The organism is Marivita sp. (assembly GCF_020055675.1).
Classification (GTDB): Bacteria; Pseudomonadota; Alphaproteobacteria; order Rhodobacterales; family Rhodobacteraceae; genus Marivita.
Window position 1 is genome coordinate 158093 of sequence record NZ_JAIPUS010000003.1, and the last position, 14129, is coordinate 172221.

Below are 14129 nucleotides of genomic sequence, written 5' to 3' on the forward strand. Positions count from 1 at the left end.
TTCGCGATCCGTGAAGGCGGCCGCACCGTCGGGTCGGGCGTGGTCTCCAAGATCACCGCGTAAACGCATCCGGTCCCGGCCCGGCGCCGGGACCCGCAATTCCAAACGGACCGCCAGGGTCCGGTGATGCCCCGGCGTACTGCCGGGGCGCATCGCTCCGGGGCTTGTTCGATCCGGTTCGACGAAGGGGCAGGGTGGTCTTGTCTCCTCCTCTCAACCGCAACGCCAGTAAAGGCTAAGACCAATGCAAAGCCAGAATATTCGCATTCGGCTCAAGGCGTTTGACTACCGCGTGCTCGATGCGTCGACACAGGAAATCGTCAACACAGCCAAGCGGACGGGGGCGCAGGTGCGCGGCCCGATCCCATTGCCGAACAAGATTGAGAAGTTCACCGTTCTGCGTGGCCCCCACGTGAACAAAAAGTCGCGCGACCAGTTCGAGATCCGCACGCACAAGCGTCTGCTCGATATTGTCGATCCGACCCCGCAGACCGTGGATGCCCTGATGAAGCTCGACCTCGCCGCTGGCGTGGATGTCGAGATCAAGGTTTAAGGAGGGTATATGATGCGCTCCGGTATCATCGCAAAGAAAGTCGGCATGACCCGGCTTTTCATGGAAGACGGACGGCAAGTTCCCGTGACGGTCCTCCAACTCGACAAGCTGCAGGTGGTGGCACAGCGCACCGCCGACACGCATGGTTATTCAGCGGTTCAGCTGGGCACCGGCTCGATCAAGGCAAAGCGCGTCTCGAAGGCGATGCGCGGTCACTTTGCCGCGGCGAGCGTGGAGCCCAAGCGCAAGGTCGCGGAATTCCGCGTCGCGTCGGACAACCTGATCAATGTCGGTGAAGAGATCACCGCTGACCATTACTTCGAAGGTCAGTTCGTGGATGTCTGCGGCACCTCGATCGGTAAAGGCTTTGCCGGCGGCATGAAGCGGCACAACTTCCGTGGCCTCGAGGCCACGCACGGCGTGTCGATCAGTCACCGCTCGCACGGCTCCACGGGGCAGTGCCAGGATCCCGGCAAGGTCTTCAAAGGCAAGAAGATGGCGGGCCACATGGGCGCCGCGAAGGTGACCACGCAGAACCTTCAGGTCGTGAAGACAGACGCCGATCGCGGCATCATCATGATCAAGGGCGCGGTTCCCGGGTCCAAGGGTGGCTGGGTCACTGTCAAGGACGCGGTGAAAAAGCCGACGCCCGAGAACGTGATCCTGCCGGCGGCTCTGAAATCCGCCGCGGAAGAAGCCAAGCGACTGGCCGAGGAAGCTGCCGCTCAGGCCGCGGCCGAAGAAGCAGCCGCCGCAGAAGCCGCCGCCGCCGAGGCAGCCGAGGCCGAAGAGGAAGCTCTGAAGGAAGCCGAGGCTGAAATCGAAGCTGATAAGAAGGAAGGCGACGAATGAAACTCGACGTGATCAAACTGGACGGCGGAAAGGCCGGGTCGGTCGAGCTGACGGACGAGATCTTCGATCTCGATCCGCGTGCCGATCTTCTGCACCGCGTCGTCCGCTGGCAGCGCAACAAGGCGCAGCAGGGCACGCACAAGGTGAAAACCCGGTCCGAAGTCAGCTATTCGAGCAAGAAGATCTATCGCCAGAAGGGCACCGGCGGCGCACGCCACGGCGCACGGTCGGCTCCGATCTTCCGCAAGGGTGGCATCTACAAGGGTCCGACCCCGCGCAGCCACGCGCATGAGCTTCCCAAGAAGGTGCGCAAGCTGGGTCTGATGCATGCGCTGAGTGCCAAGGTCAAGGATGGCTCGCTTGTTGTGATCGACAATATCGAGTCTGACGGCAAGACAGCGTCGCTGGCCAAGCAGGTCAGGGATCTGGGCTGGAAGCGGGCCCTGGTCATCGACGGAGCCGAGGTGAATGAAAACTTCGCCCGTGCCGCAGCCAACATCGACGGGCTCGATGTTCTGCCGTCGATGGGGGCAAACGTCTATGACATCCTCAAGCGTGACACGCTCGTGCTCACCAAGGCGGGTGTCGAAGCACTGGAGGCTCGGTTGAAATGAGCGCGAAAGCTGAACATTACGATGTGATCCGCAAGCCGATCATCACCGAGAAATCGACCCTGGCGTCCGAATATGGCGGCGTGGTCTTCGAGGTGGCGATCGATGCCAACAAACCGCAGATCAAGGAGGCCGTCGAGGCCTTGTTTGGTGTGTCGGTGAAGGCTGTGAACACGTCCATCACCAAGGGCAAGACCAAGCGCTTCCGGGGCCAGATGGGCCGCCGGAAAGACGTGAAGAAAGCCTATGTGACGCTTGCCGAGGGCAACACGATTGACGTGACCACCGGCCTGTGATCGGGTCGGGCCAAGGCCCGGTCTGAAGGAATGAGAAAGCCCCTTGCCAGTGATGGCGGGGGGCTTTTTTGCGTGTGGTGGCCCAACGTGCGCGTGCTGCGTAAGCACATGCGCTTGATGATCGCGGTGCGCGGAATCAACCGACACCACTTGACCCCGCGCGCCACGCCGCCTAGTAACCCCCAACCGCGCAGCCCCGGATTCGTCCGGGGCTTCGTTGTTGGCCTAACCGGGGACCTTCGGGGCCCTATACCATCGGCAGGATACGTCCTGCCCAAACATAGCGGGTCACCAAGATCCGCATTTGCTAACGGAAGACAGAAAGCATGGCACTCAAGTCGTATAAACCGACGACGCCGGGCCAGCGCGGGCTGGTGCTGATCGACCGTTCGGAGCTGTGGAAAGGCCGTCCGGTCAAATCCCTTACTGAGGGTTTGACGAAATCGGGCGGCCGGAACAACACCGGACGTATCACATCCCGTCGTCGCGGTGGTGGGGCAAAACGCCTCTACCGGATCGTTGATTTCAAACGGAACAAGTATGACGTGGGCGCGACCGTCGCGCGCATCGAATATGACCCCAACCGCACTGCCTTTATCGCGCTCGTCCAATATGACGATGGTGAACAGGCCTACATCCTGGCTCCGCAGCGCCTGGCCATCGGCGACCGCGTGGTTGCATCGGCCAAGGCCGACGTGAAGCCGGGCAACGCGATGCCGTTCTCGGGCATGCCCATCGGGACAATCGTGCACAACATCGAGCTGAAACCCGGCAAGGGTGGCCAGATTGCACGTGCTGCGGGCACCTATGCCCAGTTCGTTGGCCGTGATGGTGGTTATGCACAGGTTCGGTTGAGCTCGGGCGAGCTGCGCCTGGTGCGTCAGGAATGCATGGCCACCGTCGGTGCGGTGTCGAACCCCGACAACAGCAACCAGGACTTCGGCAAGGCCGGCCGCATTCGCCACCGTGGCGTGCGCCCGTCGGTTCGAGGTGTCGTGATGAACCCGATCGACCACCCGCACGGTGGTGGTGAAGGGCGGACCTCCGGTGGTCGTCACCCGGTGACACCATGGGGCAAGCCGACCAAGGGGAAGCGCACCCGCAACACAAACAAGGCGTCGCAGAAGCTGATCATACGCTCGCGTCACGCCAAGAAGAAGGGGCGGTAAACCATGTCGCGCTCTGTATGGAAAGGCCCGTTCGTCGATGCCTATGTCTTGAAAAAGGCAGAAGCATCGCGTGAATCCGGGCGCAATGAAGTCATCAAGATCTGGTCGCGCCGCTCGACGATCCTGCCCCAGTTCGTGGGCCTGACGTTTGGCGTTTACAACGGCCACAAGCATATCCCTGTCAACGTCAGCGAAGACATGATCGGTCAGAAGTTCGGTGAATATTCACCGACCCGGACCTATTATGGCCATGCCGCCGACAAAAAAGCGAAGCGGAAGTAAGTCATGGGCCAGGAAAAGAACCCCCGCCGCGTGGCCGATAACGAAGCAATGGCAAAATTGCGCATGCTTCGCACAAGCCCGCAAAAGCTCAACGTTGTTGCCGGATTGATCCGCGGCAAGAAAGTCGACAAGGCGCTCAACGATCTGACCTTCTCGAAGAAGCGGATCTCGGAAGACGTGAAGAAATGCCTTCAGTCGGCCATCGCCAATGCCGAGAACAACCATGGTCTGGATGTGGACGAACTCGTCGTCGCCGAAGCCTGGGTTGGCAAGAACCTCGTGATGAAGCGCGGTCGTCCGCGGGCGCGTGGCCGGTTCGGCAAGATCATGAAGCCATTCTCGGAAATCACCATCAAGGTGCGTCAAGTCGAGGAGCAAGTCTAATGGGTAACAAGACCAATCCGATCGGCATGCGCCTTCAGGTCAACCGCACCTGGGACAGCCGCTGGTACGCCGACACCAAGGATTACGGCAATCTTCTTCTCGAAGATATCAAGATCCGCGCATTCATCGAGACAGAGTGCAAGCAGGCCGGTGTCGCCCGTGTCATCATCGAGCGCCCGCACAAGAAGTGCCGTGTCACCATCCACACCGCCCGTCCGGGTGTCATCATCGGCAAGAAAGGCGCGGACATCGAGACGCTGCGCAAGAAGCTTGCCGCGATGACCGACAGCGAGCTGCATCTCAACATCGTTGAAGTGCGCAAGCCGGAACTCGACGCACAACTCGTGGGCGAAAGCATCGCGCAGCAGCTCGAACGTCGTGTGTCCTTCCGCCGCGCCATGAAGCGGGCCGTGCAGAACGCCATGCGCATGGGGGCCAAGGGCATCCGTGTCAACGTTGCGGGCCGTTTGGGCGGCGCCGAGATCGCACGGACCGAGTATTACCACGAGGGCAGTGTGCCTCTGCACACATTGCGCGCCGACATCGATTTCGCGAATGTCGAAGCGCAAACAGCCTATGGTATCATCGGCATCAAGGTCTGGATCTTCAAGGGCGAGATCATGGAGCATGATCCGTCCGCGCGGGATCGCAAGGCGCAGGAACTTCAGGATGGCCCCGCACCGCGTGGTGCTGGCGGCGGTCGGAGGAATTAATCATGCTGCAACCAAAGCGTACAAAATTCCGGAAGATGTTCAAAGGCCGGATCAAGGGGGACGCCAAAGGCGGATCCGATCTGAACTTTGGCACTTTCGGCCTTAAGGCGGTTCAGCCCGAGCGGGTCACCGCCCGCCAGATCGAAGCCGCACGTCGTGCCATGACGCGCCACATGAAGCGCCAGGGTCGGGTCTGGATTCGCATTTTCCCGGACACCCCGGTGACATCCAAGCCCACCGAGGTGCGGATGGGTAAAGGCAAGGGGTCGGTGGATTTCTGGGCCGCCAAGGTCAAGCCGGGCCGCGTGATGTTCGAAATCGACGGTGTCGGTGATGACGTTGCGCGTGAGGCGTTGCGCCTGGCTGCGATGAAGCTGCCGCTCAAGACCCGCATCGTGGTCCGCGAGGACTGGTAAAGGCCGAAGACGACTAAGCGTTTTCTGACCAGCATGGCGTGGGTAAAATCGTGGATTTTCTCCGGGCCATGCAGCTTTGAAGTTTTAGCCCCCCGGTGTGAAAGCGCCGGGGGCTTTCTGTCTGGGCAGGGCAAGATCATTCGAATGATCTTGCCGACTGCGTGAGGCTGTCTGGAACCCGGTTGGACGGGAGCGGGAAAGCCATTCGAATGGCTTTCGTAAAGCGTTTCGAAACGCTTTACGCGCCCCAACGGTAATTGAAGCTCACCGAAACCCGCTCGTCCTCGGACTGGTTCATCACCACCTCGTGGCGCAGCCAGCTTTCCCAGAGCAGCACGTCGCCCACGACCGGTTTCACATAGATGAAGTTCCGCATCTCCTCCGGTGCGTCTGTGCGCCGGGGCGGGGCGGCCATCATCATGGCATGGCGGGGGTCTTCGAGTTTGAGGGCAGACGCACCTTCGGGCATCGACACGTAGGTGGTGCCGGAAATCACCGAATGCGGGTGGATATGCGCCGCGTGAAAGCCGCCTTCGGGCAGGATGTTGATCCAGAGATCTTCCAGTACCAAAGGGCGATCGTCGAGATCGAAGGCCAGGTCGTCGGCGAATGCGGCGACATGCGCATCGAGCGAGGCCACCAGATCGGCAAAGATCGGGAAGCGCCAGGGCAGGTCGCTGAGCGAGGCATAGGAGGTGTAGCCCGGATAGGCGTTGTCCTCGCACCATTGCTGACCGGCCTCATCATCCGTGGCGATTGCGAAACAGGAGGCCTCCATCTCGACGGGGTCGATGCCGGGCGCGTGTTCTGACAGCGGCGTTTGGTAGAGGCGGGTCACGAAGAGGGAGGATATTGTGCTCATGGGGCCGCTTTTACGCTGCCGGCCGTCGTTTGGCGAGAGCCCGATTGCCTGCGCCACGGAACGTTTGCGCCCGGTGACCCGACCCCCACCGACGGGATCGGGGGAGGCAGGGTGTTTGCGTGCGGTCCCAGGAGGCCGGACTGGCAGACTGTGTCTTCAGTTCGCCAATTCCACGCGGTCGACGATGCGTTGGTTCAATTCCGGGTCTTGCTGAGCCAACTGGGCGATGGTGACATATTCGTCAACCGAGATGTCCGGCGTGCCTTCGATGGTGTCGGTGATCGCGGTGTTGGCTTCGTCGACCAGGTCCTGCTGCTCTTCCGGGTCGCCGGTGGCCTCGATCTGCGGGATATAGGTTTGGCGAACGGCGTCAACATCCTGCAACGCGGTCACGAAGGCGTCCAGTTTGGCGTCGCTGAAGTCGGTTTCAACCGCTTCGGGCGCCGGGGTGGTCGTCTGTGCGATGACGGGTGCCGTTGCAAAAAGGCCAAACGCGGCTGTGGCCGCTGCAAGTGCAATCGCGCGCGGCGCCTTGCTCAGGGTGGTCGTGGTCGTCAAGGTCATATGAGTCTCCGTAGTTCAAACGTACAGTCAGGATCCTGTCGGTCCCCGGAGCAACACATGGCGTAGCGTGAATCGTAACACAAACCGGTCGGCGGGAAAATGCTGGTCAGGGGGCTGGCCGGCTTTCAGGACAGGGCGTCTTGTGGGGGGCTGACGTCGGGCAAAGGCCAGACGATTGCCCCGACGCCGCGCGCAGCCATCGCGGTGCGCCATCGGTGAAGTTCGGACTTGCGCCCTGCGCGCATCCCGCCTATACGCGCCACTTCATCCACCTCCACCGGGAATCGGGTGACCCGCATCAGTGATGGGGCCTGCCGGTGATGTTGACAGAAAGGACTGGCGACATGAACGCCAAGGAACTGCATGACAAGACACCGGATCAGCTCCGGGATGAGCTTGTCTCGCTGAAGAAAGAGGCCTTCAACCTCCGCTTTCAGCAGGCCACCAGCCAGCTCGAGAACACCGCGCGCATCCGTCAGGTGCGCCGCAACGTGGCACGCATCAACACCGTGCTGAACCAAAAGGCGGCCACGCCCGCCAACGACGCGTAAGAGGGAGCCAGACAGATGCCCAAACGTATTCTTTCCGGCACCGTCACATCGACAGCCAACGCACAGACCGTGACCGTTTCCGTCGAGCGCCGTTTCAAGCACCCGGTCATGCAAAAGACCGTGCGCAAGTCCAAGAAATACCGTGCCCATGACGAGGCCGGGACATTCGCAGTCGGTGACGTTGTCCGCATTCAGGAATGCGCGCCGAAATCGAAGACCAAACGTTGGGAGGTTATCGCTGGATAAGCGATAGCCTTTCGGCATTTACGAAACCCCCGGGCCAATGCCTCGCTCTGAGCGGTCCGGGACGTCGGGAGACATATTATGATCCAGATGCAGACCAATCTGGATGTTGCTGACAACAGCGGCGCACGCCGTGTTCAGTGCATCAAGGTTCTGGGTGGGTCCAAGCGGAAATACGCGTCGGTGGGTGACATCATCGTCGTATCCGTGAAGGAAGCCATCCCGCGCGGTCGCGTGAAAAAGGGGGACGTCCGCAAGGCCGTCGTCGTGCGCACCGCCAAGGAAGTCCGTCGCGAAGACGGCACAGCCATCCGGTTTGACCGCAATGCCGCGGTCATCCTGAACAACGCGGGCGAGCCTCTCGGCACGCGTATCTTCGGACCGGTCGTGCGCGAACTGCGCGCCAAGAGCTTCATGAAAATCATCTCGCTTGCTCCGGAGGTGCTGTAATGGCTGCAAAACTCCGTAAAGGCGACAAGGTGATCGTGCTGGCAGGCAAGGACAAGGGCAAGCAGGGCACCATCGCGTCGGTCGATCCGAAGGCCGGTCAGGCCGTGGTCGACGGTGTGAACATGGCGATCCGTCACGTGCGCCAGTCCCAGACATCTCAGGGTGGCCGCACGCCGAAGGCGATGCCGATCGACCTGTCCAACCTGGCGATTGTCGACAAGAATGGCAAAGCGACTCGTGTCGGCTTCAAGACAGAAGGCGACAAGAAGGTCCGTTTCGCCAAGACAACAGGGGATGTGATCGATGCTTGATGCTGCAAACTACGCCCCGCGCCTGCGTGGCGTCTACAACGAGACGATCAAGGCGGCGATGAGGGAGGAATTCGGGTACAAGAATGACCTGATGATCCCGCGTCTTGACAAGGTCGTGCTGAATATCGGCTGCGGTGCCGAAGCGGTCCGTGACAGCAAGAAGGCCAAATCCGCAGTCGAGGATCTGACCAAGATCGCCGGCCAGCAGGCCGTGACCACCAAGGCCAAGAAATCCATTGCCGGTTTCCGTGTGCGCGAAGACATGCCGCTCGGGGCCAAGGTAACGCTGCGCGGCGACCGCATGTATGATTTCCTCGATCGCCTGATCACAATCGCCATGCCTCGCATCCGGGACTTCCGCGGTGTGAAGCCGGCGTTCGACGGCGGTGGCAACTTTGCCATGGGCATGAAAGAGCATATCGTTTTCCCCGAGGTCGACTTTGACAAGGTCGATGAGGTCTGGGGGCTCGATATCATCATCACGACGACCGCGAAGACCGACGCGGAAGCCAAGGCGCTGTTGAAGCATTTCAACATGCCATTCACCGCCTGAGGGGACTGATACCATGGCCAAGAAAGCAATGATTGAACGCGAGAAGAAGCGTCAGAAGCTGGTGGAGAAATACGCCGCCAAGCGGGCTGAGCTCAAGGAAATCGCGAACGACGAAGGCAAGCCGATGGAAGAGCGCTTCAAGGCGCGCCTCAAGCTTGCCAAACTGCCGCGGAACAGTGCGCCGACGCGCCTGCACAACCGCTGCCAGCTCACCGGGCGTCCACACGCCTATTATCGCAAACTCAAGGTCAGCCGGATCGCGCTTCGCGAGCTTGCCAATAATGGCAAGGCCCCCGGCATGGTCAAGTCGAGCTGGTAAGGAGGGCAGAGTATGAACGATCCGATCGGCGATATGCTCACCCGTATTCGCAACGCCCAGATGCGCGGCAAGTCCACCACGATGACCCCGGCCTCCAAACTGCGCGGCCGTGTTCTCGAGGTGATGGTGGATGAAGGCTATATCCGTGGTTACGAAGAGACCAAGGACAAGAACGGCCACCCCGCGTATGAAATCAGCCTCAAGTACTTCGATGGCATCCCCGTGATCCGCGAGCTCAAGCGCGTGTCCAAGCCGGGTCGTCGTGTGTACCTGGGTGTGCAGGACATCCCGCAGACCCGTCAGGGTCTGGGCGTGTCCATCGTGTCCACATCCAAAGGCGTCATGACCGATGCAAGTGCTCGCACCCATAATGTTGGTGGCGAAGTGCTCTGCACACTCTTCTAAGGAGATCAGGGAATGTCTCGTATTGGGAAACAGCCGGTCGAGCTGCCCTCGGGTGTCTCTGCATCCGTGTCCGGCCAGACCGTCGAAGTGAAGGGGCCGAAAGGCACCCAGAGCTTTACCGCGACCGATGATGTCACCATCACGGTCGAAGACAACGTGATCAAGGTTGATCCGCGTGGAAAATCCAAGCGCGCGCGCCAGCAGTGGGGCATGTCCCGCACGATGGTCGCGAATGTGGTCCACGGCGTAACCAGCAGTTTCAAGAAAGAACTTGAAATTCAGGGCGTCGGCTACCGGGCACAGCTTCAGGGCAACGTCCTGAAGTTGAACCTTGGCCTCAGCCACGATGTCGATTTCCAGATTCCGGACGGTGTAACCGTGACCTGCCCCAAGCCAACAGAGATCGTGATCGAAGGTCACGACCCTCAGCTGGTGGGCGAGGTTGCGGCGAACATTCGCGATTGGCGCCGCCCCGAGCCGTACAAAGGCAAGGGCATCCGCTACAAGGGCGAATACATCTTCCAGAAGGAAGGCAAGAAGAAGTAAGGACGCAAGGACATGGCTAACAGCAAACGTGATCTGTTCCAGAAACGCCGCCTGCGCGTTCGGAACAAACTTCGCAAGGTAAATGCAGGGCGCTTGCGCCTTAGTGTGCACCGCTCGAACAAGAACCTCAGCGTACAGCTGATCGATGACGTTCAGGGTGTGACGCTGGCGTCGGCCTCGACGATGGAAAAAGATCTGGGCGGCAAGAACGATGTCGCCTCGGCCACCAAGCTTGGTACGGCAATCGCCGAACGCGCCAAGAAGGCGGGGATCGAAGAAGCGTATTTCGACCGGGGCGGGTTCCTGTTCCACGGTCGGGTCAAGGCGCTTGCCGATGCTGCCCGCGAAGGTGGTCTGAAGATCTAAGCGATCGGTGCGTGTGATCACGCACCCTGAAAAACAGCAAGGTGCGTGATCTCATGCACCTTGCTTTTGCGGAAGGGGTTCCCTTCCCGATGATCCGGGAGTTCCGAAAGGCTCACCAGGATCGGATAACGGGCCAAGGCCCACGAAGACAGAGGATGCCGAAATGGCAGAACGTGACAACAATCGTCGGGGCAATCGCCGCGACCGTGAAGAACAGACGCCGGAATTTGCCGATCGCCTCGTGGCGATCAACCGGGTGTCCAAGACAGTGAAGGGTGGTAAGCGCTTCGGCTTTGCCGCACTTGTCGTCGTGGGCGATCAGAAAGGCCGCGTCGGATTTGGCAAGGGCAAGGCCAAGGAAGTCCCCGAGGCCATTCGCAAGGCCACCGAGCAAGCAAAGCGCAAGATGATCCGCGTGCCGCTGCGCGAAGGTCGCACGCTGCATCACGACATGGAAGGCCGCCATGGTGCGGGCAAGGTCGAGATGCGGACCGCTCCGCAAGGGACGGGAATCATCGCCGGCGGTCCGATCCGTGCGGTGTTTGAAATGTTGGGTGTGCAGGACGTTGTCGCAAAGTCGATCGGGTCGCAGAACCCCTATAACATGATCCGCGCCGCGCTTGACGGTCTGTCCAAGGAATCCAGCCCGCGCTCCGTTGCCCAGCGTCGCGGCAAGAAAGTGGCCGACATCCTGCCCAAGCGTGATCACACGCCGCAGGAAAGCGGCCAGGTTGCTGAGGAGGCCTGATCCAGATGGCTAAGACAATCGTTGTAAAACAGGTCGGCTCGCCGATCCGCCGCCCCGCCACCCAGCGTCAGACGCTGATCGGTCTGGGTCTGAACAAGATGAACAAGACCCGCGAGCTTGAAGACACTCCCGCGATCCGCGGTATGGTGGCCAAGGTTTCGCATATGGTCGAAATCATCGAAGAGCGCGGTTAGGCCTGAACGCCGCGCTGATATGACAAGGCCCGCCCGAGCAATCCGGCGGGCCTTTTCCATGGGTGCCGAAACGCGACAAACCCGGGCCACGTGCCCCCTTGATCGCCGTCGTGCAACCTTTTATACGCCCCCGGTGGTCAAGAGGCCGCCGAGTCTACAATCAAGAAACGCCGTGGTCGCCCCATATCGCTTCGGGGGCGCGTCCGGCAAAGGAGAAGCGACATGAAATTGAACGAACTGCGCGACAATCCCGGCGCAACACAACGCAGGAAGCGCGTTGGCCGTGGACCCGGCTCCGGCACCGGTAAAATGGGTGGTCGGGGTATCAAGGGCCAGAAATCCCGGTCGGGTGTGGCGATCAAGGGCTACGAAGGTGGCCAGATGCCGATCTACCAGCGCCTGCCGAAACGCGGCTTCAACAAGCCGAATCGGAAATCCTTTGCCGTTGTGAACCTCGGGCTGATCCAGAAATTCGTCGATGCCGGCAAGCTCGACGCGTCGGGCGCCATCGATGAGGATGCCCTGGTTTCCTGCGGGCTGGTGCGTCGCAAACTGGACGGCATCCGCGTGCTTGCCAAGGGCGACATTTCCGCGAAACTCACTCTGAATGTCACCGGCGCGTCGAAGTCGGCGGTCGAGGCGGTTGAGAAAGCGGGCGGCTCCCTGACGGTCACAACTGCGCATGCAGCCGAATAAGAGGTTGTGAGCGGGCGCAGGCCCGCTTACATAACCTCAGAGCTTTCCAAACGCCGCCTGAGCCGGACCGCTCATGGCGGCGTTCATTATAAAAGAGACCCGCATGGTATCAGCAGCAGAACAAATGGCCGCGAACACAAGCTGGTCTGCGCTCGGCAAAGCCACCGATCTGCGCAACCGCATCCTGTTCACGCTCGGCCTTCTGATCGTTTACCGCATCGGCACCTTCATCCCCGTTCCGGGGATCGACGGTTTGGCCCTGCGCGACTTCATGGAACAGGCCCAGCAGGGCATCGGCGGCATGCTGACGATGTTCACCGGCGGCGCCCTGGGACGCATGGGGATCTTCGCGCTAGGGATCATGCCCTATATCTCGGCCTCGATCATCGTTCAGCTTCTGGCCTCGATGGTGCCGGCGCTTGAGCAAATCAAGAAAGAGGGTGAGGCGGGGCGTAAGAAAATCGCGCAATACACCCGCTACGGCACCGTTCTGTTGGCAACATTCCAGGCCTATGGCCTTGCTGTAAGCCTTGAGGCGGGTGATCTGGTAACCGACCCGGGCTGGTTTTTCCGCGCGTCCACCGTGATCACGCTTGTCGGCGGCACGATGTTCCTGATGTGGCTGGGTGAGCAGATCACCGCACGCGGCGTCGGAAACGGCATTTCGCTCATCATTTTCGTGGGCATCATCGCCGAGGTTCCGGCGGCGCTGGCCCAGTTCTTTGCCTCTGGCCGCTCCGGTGCGATCAGCCCTGCCGTGATCGTGGGGGTGATCCTCATGGTCATAGCCGTGATCATGTTCGTGGTCTTCATGGAGCGATCTCTGAGAAAGATCACCATTCAGTATCCGCGTCGCCAGATGGGCATGAAGATGGCCGAGGCGCAGAACAGTCACCTGCCGGTCAAGGTCAACCCGTCGGGTGTGATCCCGGCGATCTTTGCCAGCTCCCTGCTTCTGCTGCCCACCACGATCAGCACGTTCAGCGGCCAGCAAACCGGCCCGGTGATGTCGACGGTCCTTGCCTATTTCGGCCCCGGTCAGCCGCTTTACCTTCTGTTCTTCGGTGCGATGATCGTCTTCTTCGCGTATTTCTATACCTTCAACGTTTCGTTCAAGGTCGAGGATGTTGCCGACAACCTGAAGAACCAGAACGGCTTTGTGCCAGGTATACGTCCGGGCAAGAAAACCGCAGAATACCTTGAATACGTGGTCAACCGTGTGCTGGTTCTTGGCTCGGCCTATCTCACGGCGGTTTGTCTGCTTCCGGAAATCCTGCGCGGCCAGTTCGCCATTCCGTTCTACTTCGGCGGCACATCGGTTCTTATTGTCGTCTCGGTCACGATGGACACGATACAACAGGTGCAGAGCCATCTGCTCGCGCATCAATACGAAGGTCTCATCCAGAAGTCGCAACTGCGCGGCAAGGGCAAGGGACGCAAAAAACGGGGGGGGCCTGCGCGCCGATGAACATTATTCTCTTGGGACCGCCGGGAGCGGGGAAAGGCACGCAGGCACGCTTCTTGTGCGACGAGCGTGACATGATTCAGCTGAGTACCGGCGACATGCTGCGCGAAGCCAAGGACAGCGGAACCGAAATGGGCAAGGTTGTTGCCGCTGTCATGGACCGCGGTGATCTGGTCACGGATGAGATTGTGATCGGTCTGATCCGGGAAAAGCTCCAAGGCAACAAGAAGGGTGGCTTCATCTTTGACGGGTTCCCGCGCACCCTCGCGCAGGCAGACGCCCTTGGCGATCTGTTGGCCGAGCAGGATGAAAAGCTGGACCATGTCATCGAGCTTCAGGTCGATGATGACGTGCTTGTCAAACGTATCGTTAACCGCGCCGAGGAAGCCCGCGCCGCAGGCCAGACGGTGCGCGCGGACGACAACGAGGAAAGCCTCAGGGTGCGCCTGATGGCGTATTACAAACAAACCTCGCCCTTGATCGGCTACTACCACGCCAAGGGATCTCTTACGTCGATCGACGGGCTGGGCACGATGGACGATGTAAAAGCGGATATCGCCAAGGTTCTGGACGCTTGAAG

The 14129-nt window shown here is 60.5% G+C and carries 26 protein-coding genes; 23 read left to right on the forward strand and 3 right to left on the reverse strand.

Annotation, left to right across the window (positions count from 1 at the left end; translation table 11 throughout):
• Positions 1 to 244: 244 nt before the first annotated feature.
• From rpsJ to rplP, 9 genes are all read left to right on the forward strand, one after another.
• Positions 245 to 553 carry a 30S ribosomal protein S10 gene (rpsJ, locus tag LCF59_RS03805; protein ID WP_007792792.1) on the forward strand — a complete coding sequence of 103 codons (309 nt, stop codon included), beginning with the start codon at positions 245 to 247 and terminating at the stop codon, positions 551 to 553.
• A gap of 9 nt (positions 554 to 562) precedes the next feature.
• Positions 563 to 1405: a 50S ribosomal protein L3 gene (rplC, locus tag LCF59_RS03810; RefSeq protein WP_292285744.1), complete on the forward strand. Its 843-nt coding sequence runs from the start codon at positions 563 to 565 to the stop codon at positions 1403 to 1405.
• Positions 1402 to 2019, forward strand: coding sequence for a 50S ribosomal protein L4 (gene rplD / locus LCF59_RS03815; protein ID WP_292285746.1), 618 nt, complete (start codon positions 1402 to 1404; stop codon positions 2017 to 2019). Before rplC ends, rplD begins: the two co-directional genes overlap by 4 nt.
• A complete protein-coding gene (locus tag LCF59_RS03820; protein WP_292285748.1) occupies positions 2016 to 2312 on the forward strand; it encodes a 50S ribosomal protein L23 in 297 nt (98 codons plus the stop codon). Before rplD ends, LCF59_RS03820 begins: the two co-directional genes overlap by 4 nt.
• Before the next feature lie 326 nt (positions 2313 to 2638).
• On the forward strand, positions 2639 to 3481 hold the full coding sequence (rplB, locus tag LCF59_RS03825; RefSeq protein WP_292285750.1) for a 50S ribosomal protein L2: 843 nt from the start codon (positions 2639 to 2641) through the stop codon (positions 3479 to 3481).
• A 3-nt stretch (positions 3482 to 3484) separates the two neighbouring features.
• A complete protein-coding gene (gene rpsS / locus LCF59_RS03830; RefSeq protein ID WP_058260876.1) occupies positions 3485 to 3763 on the forward strand; it encodes a 30S ribosomal protein S19 in 279 nt (92 codons plus the stop codon).
• Between the two features lie 3 nt (positions 3764 to 3766).
• Positions 3767 to 4147, forward strand: coding sequence for a 50S ribosomal protein L22 (gene rplV, locus LCF59_RS03835; RefSeq protein WP_292285758.1), 381 nt, complete (start codon positions 3767 to 3769; stop codon positions 4145 to 4147).
• The gene (rpsC, locus tag LCF59_RS03840; protein WP_292285760.1) at positions 4147 to 4860 is read left to right on the forward strand and encodes a 30S ribosomal protein S3; all 714 of its coding nucleotides are present in this window, start codon (positions 4147 to 4149) and stop codon (positions 4858 to 4860) included. Before rplV ends, rpsC begins: the two co-directional genes overlap by 1 nt.
• 2 nt (positions 4861 to 4862) lie before the next feature.
• Positions 4863 to 5276 carry a 50S ribosomal protein L16 gene (gene rplP / locus LCF59_RS03845; protein ID WP_292285761.1) on the forward strand — a complete coding sequence of 138 codons (414 nt, stop codon included), beginning with the start codon at positions 4863 to 4865 and terminating at the stop codon, positions 5274 to 5276.
• 238 nt (positions 5277 to 5514) lie between these two features.
• Here rplP and LCF59_RS03850 read toward each other — a convergent pair whose 3' ends face one another.
• From LCF59_RS03850 to LCF59_RS03860, 3 genes are all read right to left on the reverse strand, one after another.
• Positions 5515 to 6138, reverse strand: a complete 624-nt coding sequence (locus LCF59_RS03850; protein ID WP_292285764.1) for a TIGR02466 family protein — start codon at positions 6136 to 6138, stop codon at positions 5515 to 5517.
• A gap of 156 nt (positions 6139 to 6294) precedes the next feature.
• A complete protein-coding gene (locus tag LCF59_RS03855) occupies positions 6295 to 6702 on the reverse strand; it encodes a DUF4168 domain-containing protein (RefSeq protein WP_292285766.1) in 408 nt (135 codons plus the stop codon).
• A 125-nt stretch (positions 6703 to 6827) separates the two neighbouring features.
• On the reverse strand, positions 6828 to 7001 hold the full coding sequence (locus tag LCF59_RS03860; RefSeq protein ID WP_292285768.1) for a hypothetical protein: 174 nt from the start codon (positions 6999 to 7001) through the stop codon (positions 6828 to 6830).
• 45 nt (positions 7002 to 7046) lie between these two features.
• Between LCF59_RS03860 and rpmC the strand changes: the two genes are divergently transcribed.
• The 14 genes from rpmC (at position 7047) to LCF59_RS03930 (ending at position 14127) form a co-directional block, all read left to right on the forward strand.
• Positions 7047 to 7253, forward strand: a complete 207-nt coding sequence (gene rpmC, locus LCF59_RS03865) for a 50S ribosomal protein L29 (RefSeq protein ID WP_292285769.1) — start codon at positions 7047 to 7049, stop codon at positions 7251 to 7253.
• A gap of 15 nt (positions 7254 to 7268) precedes the next feature.
• A complete protein-coding gene (gene rpsQ / locus LCF59_RS03870; protein WP_292285771.1) occupies positions 7269 to 7499 on the forward strand; it encodes a 30S ribosomal protein S17 in 231 nt (76 codons plus the stop codon).
• Positions 7500 to 7577: 78 nt separating this feature from the next.
• The gene (gene rplN / locus LCF59_RS03875; protein ID WP_292285773.1) at positions 7578 to 7946 is read left to right on the forward strand and encodes a 50S ribosomal protein L14; all 369 of its coding nucleotides are present in this window, start codon (positions 7578 to 7580) and stop codon (positions 7944 to 7946) included.
• Positions 7946 to 8257 (forward strand): 50S ribosomal protein L24, encoded by a 312-nt coding sequence (gene rplX, locus LCF59_RS03880; protein WP_292285775.1) that lies wholly within the window; start codon positions 7946 to 7948, stop codon positions 8255 to 8257. The genes rplN and rplX overlap by 1 nt, the downstream gene beginning before the upstream one ends.
• Complete coding sequence (rplE, locus tag LCF59_RS03885) at positions 8250 to 8810, forward strand: 50S ribosomal protein L5 (RefSeq protein WP_292285777.1); 561 nt, start codon at positions 8250 to 8252, stop codon at positions 8808 to 8810. Before rplX ends, rplE begins: the two co-directional genes overlap by 8 nt.
• Before the next feature lie 13 nt (positions 8811 to 8823).
• Positions 8824 to 9129: a 30S ribosomal protein S14 gene (rpsN, locus tag LCF59_RS03890; RefSeq protein ID WP_292285779.1), complete on the forward strand. Its 306-nt coding sequence runs from the start codon at positions 8824 to 8826 to the stop codon at positions 9127 to 9129.
• 12 nt (positions 9130 to 9141) lie between these two features.
• Positions 9142 to 9534, forward strand: a complete 393-nt coding sequence (gene rpsH, locus LCF59_RS03895; RefSeq protein WP_292285781.1) for a 30S ribosomal protein S8 — start codon at positions 9142 to 9144, stop codon at positions 9532 to 9534.
• 12 nt (positions 9535 to 9546) lie between these two features.
• Complete coding sequence (gene rplF / locus LCF59_RS03900; protein ID WP_292285783.1) at positions 9547 to 10080, forward strand: 50S ribosomal protein L6; 534 nt, start codon at positions 9547 to 9549, stop codon at positions 10078 to 10080.
• A 12-nt stretch (positions 10081 to 10092) separates the two neighbouring features.
• Positions 10093 to 10446, forward strand: a complete 354-nt coding sequence (rplR, locus tag LCF59_RS03905) for a 50S ribosomal protein L18 (RefSeq protein WP_292285785.1) — start codon at positions 10093 to 10095, stop codon at positions 10444 to 10446.
• A gap of 163 nt (positions 10447 to 10609) precedes the next feature.
• Positions 10610 to 11194: a 30S ribosomal protein S5 gene (gene rpsE / locus LCF59_RS03910; RefSeq protein WP_292285787.1), complete on the forward strand. Its 585-nt coding sequence runs from the start codon at positions 10610 to 10612 to the stop codon at positions 11192 to 11194.
• A gap of 5 nt (positions 11195 to 11199) precedes the next feature.
• Positions 11200 to 11388 (forward strand): 50S ribosomal protein L30, encoded by a 189-nt coding sequence (gene rpmD, locus LCF59_RS03915; protein ID WP_292285789.1) that lies wholly within the window; start codon positions 11200 to 11202, stop codon positions 11386 to 11388.
• Between the two features lie 222 nt (positions 11389 to 11610).
• Positions 11611 to 12084 carry a 50S ribosomal protein L15 gene (gene rplO, locus LCF59_RS03920; RefSeq protein ID WP_292285791.1) on the forward strand — a complete coding sequence of 158 codons (474 nt, stop codon included), beginning with the start codon at positions 11611 to 11613 and terminating at the stop codon, positions 12082 to 12084.
• A gap of 103 nt (positions 12085 to 12187) precedes the next feature.
• Positions 12188 to 13552 (forward strand): preprotein translocase subunit SecY, encoded by a 1365-nt coding sequence (secY, locus tag LCF59_RS03925; RefSeq protein ID WP_292285793.1) that lies wholly within the window; start codon positions 12188 to 12190, stop codon positions 13550 to 13552.
• Complete coding sequence (locus tag LCF59_RS03930) at positions 13549 to 14127, forward strand: adenylate kinase (RefSeq protein ID WP_292285795.1); 579 nt, start codon at positions 13549 to 13551, stop codon at positions 14125 to 14127. The genes secY and LCF59_RS03930 overlap by 4 nt, the downstream gene beginning before the upstream one ends.
• The last annotated feature ends 2 nt before the right edge of the window (positions 14128 to 14129 follow it).

Bases quoted from the DNA above. Each gene is read 5' to 3' on its own strand.
- rpsJ (WP_007792792.1), top strand. From the start codon at position 245: ATGCAAAGCCAGAATATTCGCATTCGGCTCAAGGCGTTTGACTACCGC.
- LCF59_RS03820 (WP_292285748.1), top strand. From the start codon at position 2,016: ATGAGCGCGAAAGCTGAACATTACGATGTGATCCGCAAGCCGATCATC.
- rpmC (WP_292285769.1), top strand. From the start codon at position 7,047: ATGAACGCCAAGGAACTGCATGACAAGACACCGGATCAGCTCCGGGAT.
- secY (WP_292285793.1), top strand. From the start codon at position 12,188: ATGGTATCAGCAGCAGAACAAATGGCCGCGAACACAAGCTGGTCTGCG.
- rplX (WP_292285775.1), top strand. From the start codon at position 7,946: ATGGCTGCAAAACTCCGTAAAGGCGACAAGGTGATCGTGCTGGCAGGC.
- rpsQ (WP_292285771.1), top strand. From the start codon at position 7,269: ATGCCCAAACGTATTCTTTCCGGCACCGTCACATCGACAGCCAACGCA.
- rpsC (WP_292285760.1), top strand. From the start codon at position 4,147: ATGGGTAACAAGACCAATCCGATCGGCATGCGCCTTCAGGTCAACCGC.
- rplD (WP_292285746.1), top strand. From the start codon at position 1,402: ATGAAACTCGACGTGATCAAACTGGACGGCGGAAAGGCCGGGTCGGTC.
- LCF59_RS03855 (WP_292285766.1), bottom strand. From the start codon at position 6,702: ATGACCTTGACGACCACGACCACCCTGAGCAAGGCGCCGCGCGCGATT.
- rplV (WP_292285758.1), top strand. From the start codon at position 3,767: ATGGGCCAGGAAAAGAACCCCCGCCGCGTGGCCGATAACGAAGCAATG.
- rplB (WP_292285750.1), top strand. From the start codon at position 2,639: ATGGCACTCAAGTCGTATAAACCGACGACGCCGGGCCAGCGCGGGCTG.
- rplC (WP_292285744.1), top strand. From the start codon at position 563: ATGATGCGCTCCGGTATCATCGCAAAGAAAGTCGGCATGACCCGGCTT.
- rplF (WP_292285783.1), top strand. From the start codon at position 9,547: ATGTCTCGTATTGGGAAACAGCCGGTCGAGCTGCCCTCGGGTGTCTCT.
- rpsH (WP_292285781.1), top strand. From the start codon at position 9,142: ATGAACGATCCGATCGGCGATATGCTCACCCGTATTCGCAACGCCCAG.
- rpmD (WP_292285789.1), top strand. From the start codon at position 11,200: ATGGCTAAGACAATCGTTGTAAAACAGGTCGGCTCGCCGATCCGCCGC.
- rpsE (WP_292285787.1), top strand. From the start codon at position 10,610: ATGGCAGAACGTGACAACAATCGTCGGGGCAATCGCCGCGACCGTGAA.
- rplN (WP_292285773.1), top strand. From the start codon at position 7,578: ATGATCCAGATGCAGACCAATCTGGATGTTGCTGACAACAGCGGCGCA.
- rplO (WP_292285791.1), top strand. From the start codon at position 11,611: ATGAAATTGAACGAACTGCGCGACAATCCCGGCGCAACACAACGCAGG.
- rplR (WP_292285785.1), top strand. From the start codon at position 10,093: ATGGCTAACAGCAAACGTGATCTGTTCCAGAAACGCCGCCTGCGCGTT.
- rpsN (WP_292285779.1), top strand. From the start codon at position 8,824: ATGGCCAAGAAAGCAATGATTGAACGCGAGAAGAAGCGTCAGAAGCTG.
- rplE (WP_292285777.1), top strand. From the start codon at position 8,250: ATGCTTGATGCTGCAAACTACGCCCCGCGCCTGCGTGGCGTCTACAAC.
- LCF59_RS03930 (WP_292285795.1), top strand. From the start codon at position 13,549: ATGAACATTATTCTCTTGGGACCGCCGGGAGCGGGGAAAGGCACGCAG.
- LCF59_RS03860 (WP_292285768.1), bottom strand. From the start codon at position 7,001: ATGCGGGTCACCCGATTCCCGGTGGAGGTGGATGAAGTGGCGCGTATA.
- rpsS (WP_058260876.1), top strand. From the start codon at position 3,485: ATGTCGCGCTCTGTATGGAAAGGCCCGTTCGTCGATGCCTATGTCTTG.
- LCF59_RS03850 (WP_292285764.1), bottom strand. From the start codon at position 6,138: ATGAGCACAATATCCTCCCTCTTCGTGACCCGCCTCTACCAAACGCCG.
- rplP (WP_292285761.1), top strand. From the start codon at position 4,863: ATGCTGCAACCAAAGCGTACAAAATTCCGGAAGATGTTCAAAGGCCGG.